11 protein-coding genes are annotated in these 12,630 nt (G+C 67.5%); 2 read left to right on the forward strand and 9 right to left on the reverse strand.

Annotation, left to right across the window (positions count from 1 at the left end; genetic code table 11):
• Nucleotides 1-43 precede the first annotated feature (43 nt).
• From EDL96_RS07180 to EDL96_RS07195, 4 genes are all read right to left on the reverse strand, one after another.
• Complete coding sequence (locus EDL96_RS07180) at nt 44-1,453, reverse strand: MFS transporter (RefSeq protein WP_123825112.1); 1,410 nt, start codon at nt 1,451-1,453, stop codon at nt 44-46.
• Between the two features lie 319 nt (nt 1,454-1,772).
• On the reverse strand, nt 1,773-3,632 hold the full coding sequence (locus EDL96_RS07185; RefSeq protein WP_123825113.1) for an acetyl/propionyl/methylcrotonyl-CoA carboxylase subunit alpha: 1,860 nt from the start codon (nt 3,630-3,632) through the stop codon (nt 1,773-1,775).
• Between the two features lie 97 nt (nt 3,633-3,729).
• A complete protein-coding gene (locus EDL96_RS07190; protein ID WP_123825114.1) occupies nt 3,730-4,542 on the reverse strand; it encodes a response regulator in 813 nt (270 codons plus the stop codon).
• On the reverse strand, nt 4,539-5,894 hold the full coding sequence (locus EDL96_RS07195; RefSeq protein ID WP_123825115.1) for a sensor histidine kinase: 1,356 nt from the start codon (nt 5,892-5,894) through the stop codon (nt 4,539-4,541). Before EDL96_RS07195 ends, EDL96_RS07190 begins: the two co-directional genes overlap by 4 nt.
• Before the next feature lie 158 nt (nt 5,895-6,052).
• On the opposite strand from EDL96_RS07195, the gene EDL96_RS07200 reads away from it, so the two are divergent.
• Nucleotides 6,053-6,811, forward strand: a complete 759-nt coding sequence (locus EDL96_RS07200) for a GAP family protein (RefSeq protein WP_123825116.1) — start codon at nt 6,053-6,055, stop codon at nt 6,809-6,811.
• Between the two features lie 19 nt (nt 6,812-6,830).
• Here the strand turns inward: EDL96_RS07200 and EDL96_RS07205 are convergent, their stop codons facing one another.
• A complete protein-coding gene (locus EDL96_RS07205) occupies nt 6,831-7,472 on the reverse strand; it encodes a Maf family protein (RefSeq protein ID WP_123825117.1) in 642 nt (213 codons plus the stop codon).
• 46 nt (nt 7,473-7,518) lie between these two features.
• Entirely contained in the window at nt 7,519-7,956 is a 438-nt protein-coding gene (locus EDL96_RS07210) for a ChaB family protein (RefSeq protein ID WP_123825118.1), read from the reverse strand.
• A gap of 150 nt (nt 7,957-8,106) precedes the next feature.
• On the opposite strand from EDL96_RS07210, the gene EDL96_RS07215 reads away from it, so the two are divergent.
• The gene (locus EDL96_RS07215; protein WP_123825119.1) at nt 8,107-9,189 is read left to right on the forward strand and encodes a lipoate--protein ligase family protein; all 1,083 of its coding nucleotides are present in this window, start codon (nt 8,107-8,109) and stop codon (nt 9,187-9,189) included.
• A 113-nt stretch (nt 9,190-9,302) separates the two neighbouring features.
• Here EDL96_RS07215 and adhP read toward each other — a convergent pair whose 3' ends face one another.
• From adhP to exaC, 3 genes are all read right to left on the reverse strand, one after another.
• Nucleotides 9,303-10,328 carry an alcohol dehydrogenase AdhP gene (gene adhP / locus EDL96_RS07220; RefSeq protein ID WP_123825120.1) on the reverse strand — a complete coding sequence of 342 codons (1,026 nt, stop codon included), beginning with the start codon at nt 10,326-10,328 and terminating at the stop codon, nt 9,303-9,305.
• Nucleotides 10,329-10,432: 104 nt separating this feature from the next.
• Entirely contained in the window at nt 10,433-10,867 is a 435-nt protein-coding gene (locus tag EDL96_RS07225; protein WP_123825121.1) for a DUF779 domain-containing protein, read from the reverse strand.
• Nucleotides 10,867-12,390: an acetaldehyde dehydrogenase ExaC gene (exaC, locus tag EDL96_RS07230; RefSeq protein ID WP_123825122.1), complete on the reverse strand. Its 1,524-nt coding sequence runs from the start codon at nt 12,388-12,390 to the stop codon at nt 10,867-10,869. Before exaC ends, EDL96_RS07225 begins: the two co-directional genes overlap by 1 nt.
• Between the last annotated feature and the right edge of the window lie 240 nt (nt 12,391-12,630).

Consider the following 12,630-nt stretch of genomic DNA (forward strand, 5'->3'; position numbering starts at 1 on the left):
GGGCGATCAAACTGCGCACTCGGCGCGGGGAAAGTCGGGAAGGTTACTTCTTGCCGACCTCGACCATGTCCACGTGGCGGGTCTCCGGGGAGAACCACAGGGCCACGAAGGTGATGACGGCGGCCGCCGACAGGTACATGCCCACCGCGGAGACGCCGAACTTGGCGTTGAGCCACACCGCGGCGTACGGGGTGAGCGCCGCACCCAGGATGGAGGCGCCGTTGTACGCGATCCCCGAACCCGTGTAACGCACGTTGGTGGGGAACAGCTCCGGAAGCACGGCCGACATGGAACCGAAGGTCAGGCCCATGAGCGCCATGCCGACGGCCAGGAACACCACCAGGCGTACCAGGCTCAGGTTCTCACCGGTTCCCAGGTTCTCCGGTGCGATGAACCAGCCGAAGACCAGCCCGAAGGCCACGATCAGCGCGGTGATGACCAGCAGCGAGGAACGACGTCCGTACTTGTCGGCCAGCCAGCCGGAGACCGGGACCATGGCCGCGAACATGAGCACCGCGATGAGCTGAATGACCAGGAAGTTGCGGTAGGCGATGCCCAGGCCGCCCACGGACGCGGAGCCGATGCCGTAGGACAGGATCCAGGCCGTCATGAGGTAGAAGAGCACGTAGGTGGCCAGCATGATGAACGTGCCCTGGATGATCTGCAGCCAAGAGGTCTTGAAGACTTCCAGCACGGGCGACTTGACCGGCTCCGCGCGTTCCACGGCCTTTTTGAACACCGGGGTCTCCTCGAGGGAGAAACGCACGTAGAGGCCGACGATCACCATGATCACGGAGGCGATGAACGGGATGCGCCAGCCCCAGGTCAGGAACGCGTGGCTGGATCCGCTGTCTGCCAGGGTGGTGAAGCCCATGATCACGGTGAGGACCAGGAAGAACCCGTTGGCCAGGATGAACCCGAACGGCGCACCCAACTGGGGCCACATGGCCGCGCGGGCTCGTTTGCCGTCTTCGGCGTACTCCGTGGCCAGCAGGGACGCCCCGGACCATTCGCCGCCGAGCCCCAGGCCCTGGCAGAACCTCAGCACCGTCAGGATGATGGGCGCCCACAGGCCGATCGAGTAGTAGGTCGGCAGCAGGCCGATCAGGAACGTGGCAATGCCCATGGTCAACAGGGCGCCGATCAGGGTTGCCTTGCGGCCCACCCGGTCCCCGAAGTGACCGAACAGCACGGAACCGATGGGGCGGGCGACGAACGCCGCGCCGAACGTGGCCATCGAGGCCAGCAGCTTCGCGGTGTCGTTCTCGCCCGTGAAGAACAGGGCGGGGAACACGGCCACGGCGGCGGTCGCGTACACGTAGAAGTCGTAGAACTCGATGGTGGTTCCGACCAGCGACGCCGCGCGGACGCGGTTGCGCAGCGTCTTGGCGGTTCCGATCGGGTCCGTGATCACGGGGTCCGGGTCGCCGGAGTGATCCACAGTGGTTGACATGGGATTCCTTAGCGTCGTTCGCGGTGGCCGAGGCGGGCCCCGCGGGGGAGGGTCTGCGACCGGACCCATGGTCAGACCGCAGCGAACTTCACGGGGAGGTTACACGTCTGGTCATATCGCGGGACAGTGATCTCAATATTTGGTCACTATGTGGACCGACGCACGCAGAGGAGAGGGTCATGCCCGCGACCTGGGACCGGCTCCCCGCGACCGCGGCCCACGGGATGGCCGACGACGACGGCGGGTGGCCCGGTCGTCGTGACCGGGCCACCCGCCGTCGTGGGTGCGTGGTCTCCGGGGTCCCGGAGACGACCGTGGTTCAGGAGATGGTGGCCAGAACCGTGCCCGCGGAGACCGTGTCTCCGGGGTTGACGTCCAGGCCCGAGATGGTGCCCGCCTTGTGCGCCTTGAGTGGCTGCTCCATCTTCATGGCCTCGATGACCACGATCGTGTCGCCTTCCTCTACGTCGTCCCCGTTGTCCACGGCCAGCTTGACCACGGTGCCCTGCATGGGCGAGGTCAGGTCGTCGCCGGTGGCCTTGGCGCTGCCGCCGCGTCCGGAGCGTTCGCGGCGGGCCTTGGGGCCGCCGTTGCCGGAGGCCTTCGTGGTGCCCAGGACGGATGCGGGGAGGACGACTTCGAGGCGCTTGCCGGCAACTTCTACCACCACACTGCGGCGCTCCTCCGGGTCTCCCGCGGTTTCCGGGGTGCCCGCGAAGGGGTCGATCTGGTTGTCGAACTCGGTTTCGATCCAGCGGGTGTGCACGGTGAACGGCTGCCCGTCGGTCGGGGCGTAGGCCGGGTCGGAGACCACTGCGCGGTCGAAGGGCACCACGGTGGCCATGCCTTCGATCACGAGTTCCTCCAGGGCGCGACGCGACCGCGCCAAAGCCTGCTCGCGGGTGCTGCCGGTGACGATCAGCTTGGCGATCATCGAATCGAAGTTCCCGGAGACGGTCTCACCGGCCTCCACACCGGTGTCCACGCGAATGCCGGGTCCCGTGGGCAGCTTGAGCGCGGTGAGGGTGCCGGGGGCGGGCATGAAGTTGCGGCCCGGGTCCTCGCCGTTGATGCGGAACTCGATCGAATGTCCGCGGACTTCGGGGTCCTCGTAGCCGAGTTCCTCGCCGCGGGCCAGACGGAACTGCTCGCGGACCAGGTCGATGCCGGTGACCTCTTCGGAGACCGGGTGCTCGACCTGCAGGCGGGTGTTGACCTCCAGGAAGGAGATGGTCCCGTCCTTGCCCACCAGGAATTCGCAGGTGCCCGCACCCTGGTAGCCGGCTTCGCGCAGGATGGCCTTGGAGGATTCGTACAGGCGTCGATTCTGTTCCTCGCTCAGGAACGGGGCGGGCGCCTCCTCCACGAGCTTTTGGTTCCGGCGTTGCAGGGAGCAGTCGCGGGTGGAGATGACCGCCACGTTGCCGTGGGCATCCGCCAGGCACTGCGTCTCCACGTGGCGCGGTGCGTCCAGGAACCGTTCGACGAAGCACTCACCGCGGCCGAAAGCGGCCGTGGCCTCGCGGACGGCGGATTCGTAGAGTTCGGCGATCGATTCGCGTTCGCGGACCACCTTGATACCGCGGCCGCCGCCGCCGAAGGCCGCCTTGATGGCGATGGGCAGTCCGTGTTCGTCGGCGAAGGCCAGGACCTCGTCGGCGGACTGGACGGGCTCGGAGGTTCCGGGGACGCGGGGTGCGTCAACCTTCTCGGCAATCCGACGCGCGGCGACCTTGTCGCCGAGGGAGGCGATGGCGTGCGGCGGCGGGCCGATCCAGGTGAGCCCGGCGTTGATCACCGCGGCGGCGAAGTCCGCGTTCTCGGACAGGAAGCCGTACCCGGGGTGGACGGCGTCGGCTCCGGAGCGGGCCGCGGCGTCCAGGATCTTGTCGATCACCAAGTAGGAGTCCGTGGCGGTGTTACCACCCAGGCCGTAGGCCTCGTCTGCCATGCGGACGTGCAGGGCGTCGCGATCGGGATCGGCGTACACGGCCACGGAGGTGATGCCCTCGTCGCGGGCAGCCCTGATGACCCGGACGGCGATTTCGCCGCGGTTGGCCACCAGCACCTTGGACAAGGGCCGACGTCGGGGGGGTGCGGCGTTGGGTGCCTCGTGGGCTCCGGTCACGTGATCGATCTCCTCATCGCCATGAATGTGCGCCTGTCGTGTGCGCGACATCGAACCACAGCACTGTATTGCGTGGGGTTCCTCGGCGCACGTCATCGCCCATTCGATCACACGGGGATGCGTAACCTGATGTAGGACTTCCACAAAGTCACCGGGTGTGCCCGTGTCGGCCCCACCACAGGGCCGCCTGGATCCGTGAGGTGACCTGAAGTTTCGCCAGGACGTGGGAGACGTGGGTCTTGACCGTGGATTCGGCGACCACCAGCTCTCGGGCGATCTGCTGGTTGGACAGTCCCCGGGCCAACAGGGCCAGGACGTCCTGTTCGCGGTGGGTCAGGGGATCGGGCAGGTTGCCCGGGGGGACGAACCCGACGGCACGGTCTTCCTGCATTTCCTGAACTGCCTGCTCTTCCTCGCCCACGGCCGTGCCCACCTGGTTGGGGTCGGCGGCCTGCGACGGTGCAGCGTCTGCCGCCTGATCCCGGGGGCGGACGGCACGGGCGATCACGGACCTCAGGACTTCAGGGGCCAGGACCGCGTCCCCGGCGGCCACTCGCTGAACCGCGGCCACGATCTCCTGTGGCTCGGCCGACTTCACCAGGAAGCCGTCGGCCCCGGCCTCCAGGGCCGCCATGACGTACTCGTCCAGGGCGAAGGAGGTCAGGACGACGACGCTGGCGCCGGCCTCCCGCAACTGCCCGATCACGCTCAGGCCGCTGGGTCCGGGCATCCGGATGTCCAGCAGCACCACCTGGGGTCGTAGCGCTCGGGTGAGTTCGACGGCCTCGGTAGCCTTCTCGGCCTCACCCAGAACGAGGAACGGTTCCGGTGCCGTTTCCAGGATCAACCGCACCCCCGCACGGATGGCGGCGTGGTCGTCGGCCAGGACCACGGTGGTGCCCGGCACTCGTGGGTGGGATGTGGGCGTGCTCGGGGTGGACGGAATCAGTGCCTCGGTCATGGTCGGGGTGCCTTCTCATCGTGCTGGATTGAGACCTCCACGGAGGTCTCGTGTCTTCGGGGCAGAGCAAGTGGCTGAGCAGGCGGTGTCGTGGTGGCGGGCCAGAGTGCCTCCACGGTCCAGGTCGTGGCACAACTGTCGGTGGCAACCGGCCCGGCCGTGAACGTTCCTCCCGACTCCTCCGTGCGTAGCCGCATGGATCGCAGGCCGAGTCCGTCGTCCTCACGGGGCTGCGTGGTGGTGGTGCGGGACCTGCACAGGAGGTGGAGGGCTCCGTCGTCGTGGGTGAGTGACAGGTCGACGGGGCCCGGGGAGGCGTGTTTGAGCACGTTGGTGACGGACTCCTGGGCCACGCGAAGGGCCGCTTGCGCCGTCGCGGGGTCGGCGTGATCCAGCAGCAGCCCGGCCTGCTCGGCCTCGGTCGCCCGGGCCTCCGGGAAGGAAGCGCGGAGCCGGGCCGCGAGGCTACCCCATGTGCCGCGGTGGTCGAGGTCCTGATCCATGCCCTCGCGGAGCACGTCGATCAGCGTGCGCATCTCAGTGAGGGCATCCACGGACGCCGTTCGGATCGACTCCAACGTCTTGTCCCGGGTGGCGGCCGGTGCGGTGCGCATGCCTTCGGTGCGCAGGGCCGCCGTCTGCAGGGCAATGGCAGAAAGGTGCCCGGCGACGCCGTCGTGCAGGTCCTGGGCGATTCGGCGGCCGTGCTCCTGGACCTGCAGGGCGGCGCGGGCCCCCGCGAGTTCCCGCTCGCGGACCGCCAGCTGACGTTGCGCCGCGGCGGCGATCTCCGCTTGGCGCCGCGCCTCGCTGTGATTGCGCACCTCCCAGGCCCACAACAGAGGCAGGATCAACACCACCCCCAGCTGCACACCCGCCGCGAACCACAATTCGGGTTCGCGGGACACCGCAGTGGTGGCCAGCGTCCCCGCGATGGTGAGAACCACGCACAGGACAGTGGTGTTCCGTGCCAGACGCGGCGTGCCGTAGAGCACTGCGCTGAAGGCAGCTTCGAACTGCAGGAACGCGGCACCCAGCTCACCCGTCAAGAGCATGGCGAGTGTGGCGGACAGTCCGGTGACCACCAGAACCACCAGGGGGCGACGTTTCCGGAAGGCCGTGGTGGCGGCACCGACCAGCAACAGGCCCAACGACAGCTGAGGGGAGTGCTCACCCGGCAGGAGCAGGTCCTTCGCCATCGACCAGTCCGTCATCCACAACAGCACGACCACGACGACGTAGGTCGCGGCTGCGGGGAAGTCGAGAGACCTGCTTGCCCCTGCACCGTGGGCATCGATGCTGCCGGAGGGCTCAGCACCGGGGGATTCGACATCGGCAGGGTCGGTGGTCATGGTCCCGAATCTAATGTGCGCCCGTCAGCGGAGACAGGGGTCGGACGGGAACCGGGACGAAGATCCATCGATTGGGGGAGAAGGGGAGGGGTATGAGGTGTCCAGTGACGGTACCGATGGCCGATGCCCCGTGAACCCCGCGCGGACAGGCTGGAGACATGAACATTCTCGAGGCCGTCTTCACGGGGTTGAGCGCCCAGGAGGCCGTGACCCTCGGCGGACTGGCGCTGATCGATTCCACCAGCACGGGGACCTTGGTGCTGCCCCTGGTGCTCTTGCTCTTTACCTCCGGCGGCGGACGGGGCGGGGCCCGAGCCGTGGCGCTACGGGTCACGCTCTACCTGGCCGTCATCGCGCTGTTCTACTGGCTCCTGGGTGTGGCTCTCCTGGCGGGTGTCACCGTCGCCTTCCAACCCGTCGCCGACTTCCTGGCCACCCGCGTGGGCGCGGCCGCGTTGGTTGCCCTGGGCGCCGGGCTGACCGCGTTGAGCTGGTGGGTGGATCCCAAGGAGATCCGTAAGCGTGGAGGGGACCCGGACGCCTCGACTCGCCGTTGGATTGCACGCGCCGAACGTGCCGTGCGCAGGTGGCCGGCCCTGGCTGCGCTCGCGGTCGTTGCGGGACTGATCGAGGTCGCCTCGATGTTGCCGTACCTGGCAGCCATCGGTGGACTGGCCCAGTCGGAGTTGCCCCGCGGGGCTTCGGCGCTCGTGTTGGTGGCCTACTGCCTGGTCATGGTGCTGCCCGCGATGGTTCTGGTGATGGCGCGAATGGTCCTGGGGGAACGGATCGATCGTCCCGTGGCCGCGCTTCGGAACTGGGCGGTGCGCACCACGCCCACCACGCTGGCCTGGGTGCTCGGCATCGTCGGCGTGGTGATCATTGTGCGGACCGTGCCCACCCTGCTGGGTGGTTGACGAGGGGTCGCGCGGCGGGTCAGCTACCGGGCCCCCACAGGTCCGTGACGGCGACGCCGGCCCGTGCCGCCAGTTGGCGCAGGACGTTGACGGAGAGGCCGATGACCGCGTGCAGGTCGCCGTCCACGCGCTCGATGAACGCCGCACCGTAACCGTCCAGGGTGAAGGACCCTGCGACCCACAGGGGTTCTTGGGTGGCGACGTAGGCCGCGACGTCGTCGTCGCTCAGGGACGCGAAGGTGACGTCCGCCCCGGCCTCCATGCCGTCGCGGAACCCGGTTCCGCCGTCGTCGGGACTGCGGGTGTCGATCATCCAGTGGCCGGTGTGGAGGTGGCCGGTCCGCCCGCGCATGGCGCTGATCCGCTGGGTGGCGCGCTCGGAGGTCAACGGTTTGCCGTGGACCTCACCGTCGAAGGCGAACACCGAATCGCACCCGATGACCAGGTGCCCGGCCGCTTCGGGCAGGCTCGCGACGGCTTCGCACTTGGCACGGGCCAGCAGAAGTGCGATCTCTCGGGGGGCCGTGGCACCCGCGGCGGCAACGACGGCGTCCTCGTCGACCTCCGAGGCCAGCTGGGTGAATCCGATTCCCGAATCGCGCAATAACTTAGCGCGTGCAGGGGACTGGGAGGCCAGAACGATCAGCGGAGTCTCGGGCATGCGCCCCAGCCTAGGTCAGGCGCTGCAGCCACGGCCGGGTCAAGTGCTACCCGTTGTCCCGTGCCTGCCGGTCCTCGCGGTCATTGGCCTTCTGGATCGCCGCGACCAGCTCCTCCTTGGTCATCTCGGACCGACCGTCGATGTCGAGGCGCTGGGCGACCTCGTACAGGTGCTCCTTGCTCGCGTTGGCGTCCACGCCACCGGAGGTTTCGCCCTTGCGGGTGTTCGGGCCCTCGGACCGCTCGTCCGACGGACCCGGTTCGTCCTTCGGCTCCCAGTGGTCTCCGACCTTTTCGTGGGTGCGTTTAAGAGCGGCCCAGGCGGTCTGGTGGGCGCGCGCCTCGTCGTCGTACTGTTCCTCCGCGGAGCCCAATGCTTCTGCGTAGGTGCGTTGCGCCTTGTCGTCGGACCGTTGCAGGGTCGATGGAAGATCCTCGACCTCGGGGACGTTGGCATCCCCGGACGAAGTGTTCTTGGGACTCATGGCTGCCTCCCGGATCGACTGCGAGCGAATGTTCCGCAATCGTAAGCACGCTGCGCACTGGAGCGGAATGGAAGGCTGAACGTGATTCCCGCAGAACCGTGGACGGCTCCGGCCGCCCGGTAACGCGACAGCACGAGGTGAGGAGATTCGGTGCACGGAGAGTACAAGGTTCGCGGAGGAAAGCTCGTCGTCGTCGACCTGGAACTCAGCGGACAGGGCGACCTGGCCACCTTCCGGGACGTGGTGGTCTCCGGTGACTTCTTCCTGGAACCCGATGACGCCTTCGAGGACCTCAACGCAGCGTTGGAAGGACTCCCGGCCCACTTGAGCGTGGAGGGCATCGCCCGTGCGATCGAGGCCAAGTTCGAGGCCCGCGCCCTGGCCGGCGGGGACAAAGTCCGCATGATCGGCTTCAACGCAGAAGCCGTAGCGATCGCCGTCCGCCGAGCCGTGGGCGCGGCCCAGAGCTGGGCGGACCTGGACGTGGAGGTCATCGGAATGAGGACCATGGACCCCGCCATGCACGTCGCCCTGGACGAGGTCTTGGCGGCAGAGATGGCTGCGGGTCGCCGCGGCCCCACCTTGCGGTTCTGGGACTGGGACGACGCCCTGGTGGTGATCGGCTCCTACCAGTCGGTGCGCAACGAGGTCGACACGGAAGCGGCGGCCGAATACGGCGTCGGCGTGACCCGTAGGATCACCGGGGGTGGCGCGATGTTCATGGAGCCCGGCAACTGTGTGACGTACTCGCTCATGGTGCCCGCCGGTCTGGTGGAGGGGCTCAGCCATGAACGGGCCTACGCGTTCCTGGACGAATGGGTCATGGGTGCCCTGGAACAGATCGGGGTCAAGGCCCACTACGTGCCGCTCAACGACATCACCACGGACCAGGGCAAGATCGGCGGCGCAGCTCAGCGACGGTTCGCGGACGGGACGCTTCTGCACCACGTGACCATGAGCTACGACATCGACGCCGACAAGATGCTCCAGGTGCTGCGCATCGGGCGGGAGAAGCTTTCCGACAAGGGCATCAAGTCGGCCAAGAAGCGGGTGGACCCCATGCGCTCGCAGACGGGCATGGTACGGGAGGCGATCATCGAGTCCTTCCGCGAGTACTTCCTGAGCAACTACCGCTCCCATGAAGGGGACTACCGCCCGGAGGAACTCGAGGCCGCCCGCGCCCTGGTGAAGTCCAAGTTCGCCACGGAGAAATGGACTCACCGCGTCCCGTGACCTCCCCCTGAGCCCCCTCCGAGTGCCGCACGCGCCGAGACCTCCGAAAGAGCCCGTTCCACAGCGCAATGTGGGCTCTTTCGGAGGTCTCGGCACACTCAGCTCGGGAGCGCTCAGTACTCGATGACCACGCGGCCTTCGATCTTCCCGTGGATCATCTCGTCGAACACGGCGTTGATGTCCTCGAGCGGACGCTTGGAGAACGTGGGGTGGATTAGCCCGCGGCTGTAGAACTCCAGCGCCTCCTCCATGTCCCGGCGCGTCCCGACGATCGACCCGCGAATGGTCAACCGCTTGAGCACGATCTCGAAGATCGGGGCCGGGAACTCACCCGGAGGCAGACCGTTGAACACGATCGTGCCCCTGCGGCGGGTCATCCCGATGGCCTGTCTGAACGCATCCGGGTGGACGGCCGTGACCAGCACACCGTGCGCACCGCCGATGGCCTCCTGGATGGCTTCCGCGGGGTCGGCGGCGAACGCGTTGACCACCACCTCCGCACCGTGCTGCTTGGCCAACTCCAGTTTGTCGTCGGCGACGTCGACCGCGGCCACTCGCATCCCCATGGCCACGGCGTACTGCACGGCAATGTGCCCCAGTCCGCCCACGCCGGAGATCACGACCCACTGACCGGGCTTGACCTCGGTCTCCTTGAGCCCCTTGTAGACGGTGACGCCGGCGCACAGGACCGGGGCGATCTCGTAGGAGTCGGCACCCTCGGGAATCAGGGCGCAGTACCGTGCATCGACCAGCATGTACTGGCCGAAGGAACCGTCCACGGAGTAGCCGCCGTTGGACTGCTGTTCGCACAGCGTCTCCCACCCGGCTTCGCAGTACTCGCACTCGCCGCAGGCACTCCACAGCCAGGCATTGCCCACCATGTCGCCGACCGCAACGCGCGTGACTCCCTCGCCGACTTCAACCACTTCACCCACGCCTTCGTGGCCCGGGATGAAGGGCGGGGTGGGCTTCACGGGCCAGTCACCGTGGGCTGCGTGCAGGTCCGTGTGGCACACGCCGGAAGCCACCAGCTTGACCAGCGCCTGACCGGGGCCGGGCTTGGGCATCGGGGTCTCGGTCACGTCCAGGTCTTCGCCGAATGCCTTGACCACTGCTGCGTTCATCGTCTGTTCGGTCATGTTCGTGCACGTCCTCTCGTCAGCGGCCGGCCTCCGAGGCGCGGGGGTGGCCGCAGAGGTTCACCGGGTACTTCCATTGAAGCCCGGAACGGCCGTGGGGTACATCACGTTGCACACAGTTGACTGCGCGTGAGGAACCGTTGACCCGTGGGAGCTTCGAGCGAGAACCCCGATCCGCGGCCCTTGACCGCGTCGATCACCAGGGCCGTGTGTTTCCACGCGTTGAACTGCTCACGGGAGATCCACAGCTCCAGCGGCCCGAGCACGGAGCCGTCGTCGTCGCTGAGCTCCGCCGTGCCCATCAGGACGTCGGCCCCACCCGTGCGGAACTCCCCTGCGGGGAAACACATGGGCGCGGAGCCGTCGCAGCATCCGCCCGACTGGTGGAACATGAGCGGACCGTGCCGCCGCCACAACTCTCGCAGGAGCTCGACGGCGGCCGCCGTGTACGCCACCCGCGCGACGTCATCCTCGGGGCCCGGTGCGGCCTCGAGGACGACGTCGAACCCGGCCACCTGCGTGACGGGTTTCTGGGACATCAGAACAACCCCATCGCGTTCTGCGAGTACGAGACCAGGAGGTTCTTGGTCTGCTGGTAGTGGTCCAGCATCATCAGGTGGTTCTCACGGCCGATGCCCGAGGACTTGTACCCGCCGAAGGCCGCGTGCGCGGGGTAGTTGTGGTAGTTGTTCACCCACACGCGCCCGGCCTGGATGGCCCGCCCGGCACGGTAGGCGGTGGTCCCGTTACGCGACCACACGCCGGCGCCCAGGCCGTAGAGGGTGTCGTTCGCGACCGAGATCGCCTCGTCGAAGTCGGTGAACGAGGTCAGGGAAAGGACCGGGCCGAAGATCTCCTCCTGGAAGATCCGCATGGTGTTGTCACCCTCGAAGATCGTGGGCTGGACGTAGTAGCCGCCGGACAGGTCGCCGTCGAGCTCCATGCGCTCGCCACCGATCAGTGCCTTGGCACCCTCCTGCTTGCCGATGTCCAGGTAGGAGAGGATCTTCTCGAGCTGGTCCGTGGAGGCCTGGGCGCCCACCATGGTGTTGGTGTCCAGGGGGTTACCCTGGACCATCTTCTTGACCCGTTCCACGCCCTCGGCCACGAACTCGTCGTACATCCCCTTCTGCACCAGGGCGCGGGAGGGGCAGGTGCAGACCTCGCCCTGGTTGAGCCCGAACAGCGCGAAGCCCTCCAGCGCCTTGTCGTAGAAGGCGTCCTTCTCCTGCGCAATGTCGTCGAAGAAGATGTTGGGGGACTTGCCGCCCAGCTCCAGGGTCACCGGAATGATGTTCTCGGAGGCGTACTGCATGATCAGGCGGCCCGTGGTGGTCTCACCCGTGAACGCGATCTTGCGGATCCTCGGGTTGGAGGCCAGCGGCTTGCCCGCCTCGGCACCGAAACCGTTGACCACGTTGACCACGCCGGCCGGGATCAGGTCCTCCAGGAGTTCGATCAGGAACAGGATCGACGCCGGGGTCTGCTCGGCGGGCTTGAGCACCACGCAGTTGCCGGCGGCCAGGGCGGGGGCCAGCTTCCAGACGCCCATCAGGATGGGGAAGTTCCAGGGGATGATCTGTCCCACCACGCCCAGCGGCTCGTGGAAGTGGTAGGCCACCGTGTCCTCGTCGATCTGGGACAGCCGACCTTCCTGTGCCCGGATCGCGCCCGCGAAGTAGCGGAAGTGATCGATGGCCAGCGGGATGTCCGCGGCCAGCGTCTCGCGGACCGGCTTCCCGTTGTCCCAGGTCTCGGCCACGGCAATGGCTTCGAGGTTCTCTTCCATCCGGTCGGCGATCTTGTTGAGCAGGACCGCTCGTTCGGCCGGAGTGGTGGCGTTCCACGACGGCGCCGCGGCCCACGCGGCGTCGAGTGCCGCCTCGATGTCCTCGGCCGTGCCACGGGCCACTTCCGCGAAGGCCTTGCCCGTCACGGGCGTGATGTCCTCGAAGTACTCGCCCTTGACGGGGGCCACCCATTTGCCTCCGATGAAGTGCTCGTATCGGGACTTGAAGGTGGCCGGAGAATCTGCTTGCCCGGGTTGTGCGTAGACCGTCATGGCTGACTCCTTCGTCATTGGGGGCGCGGGGTCGAATGTGACCCAGAACACGTGTCTGCAAACGCTACGTGAGTCGCCGCTCGGCTGCCACCCCGGGACACCTGCGGCGCGCGACCGACACCGTCGTCGTTGCCGTTGAGTAGTGGCCTCAGACTCCCTGGATCATGATTGCGAATGGAATCACCGCAGGTCTCGGGTCAATTGCGGTCCTGTCACGAAGTCGTCCCGGTGGTTCTCCCG

It is taken from the genome of Kocuria soli, assembly GCF_003797835.1.
In the GTDB taxonomy this organism is placed as follows: Bacteria; Actinomycetota; Actinomycetes; order Actinomycetales; family Micrococcaceae; genus Kocuria; species Kocuria soli.